Origin of the sequence: Escherichia sp. KCJ4928 (genome assembly GCF_004352695.1) — a bacterium.
Taxonomy (GTDB): Bacteria; Pseudomonadota; Gammaproteobacteria; order Enterobacterales; family Enterobacteriaceae; genus ECMA0423.
This window is the reverse complement of record NZ_SJWV01000588.1, coordinates 1-497: the sequence shown is the minus strand read 5'-3', so window position 1 is coordinate 497 and position 497 is coordinate 1. Positions and strand designations below refer to the sequence as shown.

Annotated in this window: 1 pseudogene; it reads left to right on the top strand. The window is 32.6% G+C overall.

From position 1 onward, the window contains the following. A pseudogene (locus tag E0D98_RS25735) lies at window positions 1-497 on the top strand (adenine methyltransferase); the annotation flags it as partial.

The following is a 497-nucleotide window of genomic DNA, read 5'->3' as shown; positions in this document are numbered from 1 at the left end:
AGACTTGGAAGAATACGAAACTCTTTATCACTTTGCACAAGATAAGGATTTTCAATCTTTAGTCAAAAAATTGAAATCCTCAGACAAGAAATATAATTCAGGATTATTCTCGCTAGAATATATTGATGAGTTATTAAGCAATGCTAACTCTTGCATTTGGAGCATCATAGAACAATTATACTTCCCACAAAGCACATACTCTTTCTCTGTTTTCTCTTCTGATATTTTAGGTAATATATATGAAATATTCCTGAGTGAGAAAGTTCGTATTGATGAACTTGGAAACGTTAAGATTCAACCGAAAGAGGAACATATCGATAGAGACGTTGTTACTACACCAACTCACATTGTAAAAGAAATCATTAGAAATACTGTCGTAGAATATTGCAAAGGCAAGTCAGATATTGAGATATTGAATTCAAAATTTGCTGATATCGCTTGTGGCTCAGGTGCTTTTATTATTGAGGCATTCCAATTCATCCAGGATATTCTTATTG